Here is a 264-nt window from a genome sequence, read left to right as displayed (position 1 = left end):
AATGACAATCTATTGCTATGGCGAGGCGGGGACATCTCGGAGGGGCAGATACGCTTTTCCGCCCACGGCTGGAGTGATTTCTGCCCCCTTAAGGAAAGTACGCTATGTCAGTTACCCTGAGCAGACAAAAAGGATTTAGCATGGTTGAGGTTTTGCTGGCAATGATGTTGCTGGTTGTGGTTGTGATGGCGTTATCCGGCTATCATCGCGCGCTGGCAGCCCGGTATGCGGCGCTTAGCCAGTATCGTCAGCTATGGCATCATG

2 protein-coding genes are annotated in these 264 nt (G+C 53.0%); both read left to right on the top strand.

Translation table 11 applies throughout. The annotated features are described in order from the left end of the window. A partial coding sequence (locus tag RTW80_RS29585; protein ID WP_312721694.1) for a DUF2509 family protein occupies window positions 1–120 on the top strand: 120 nt, incomplete at its 5' end. Further along, window positions 105–264, top strand: a 160-nt coding sequence (locus RTW80_RS29580) for a prepilin-type N-terminal cleavage/methylation domain-containing protein (RefSeq protein ID WP_312721692.1), incomplete at its 3' end; no start/stop codon positions are given. The genes RTW80_RS29585 and RTW80_RS29580, both read left to right, overlap by 16 nt.

The organism is Escherichia sp. AM3 (assembly GCF_032029835.1).
Classification (GTDB): Bacteria; Pseudomonadota; Gammaproteobacteria; order Enterobacterales; family Enterobacteriaceae; genus Escherichia; species Escherichia coli.
The sequence above is the reverse complement of the archived record's forward strand: the minus strand, read 5'-3'. Positions and strand labels throughout refer to the sequence as shown.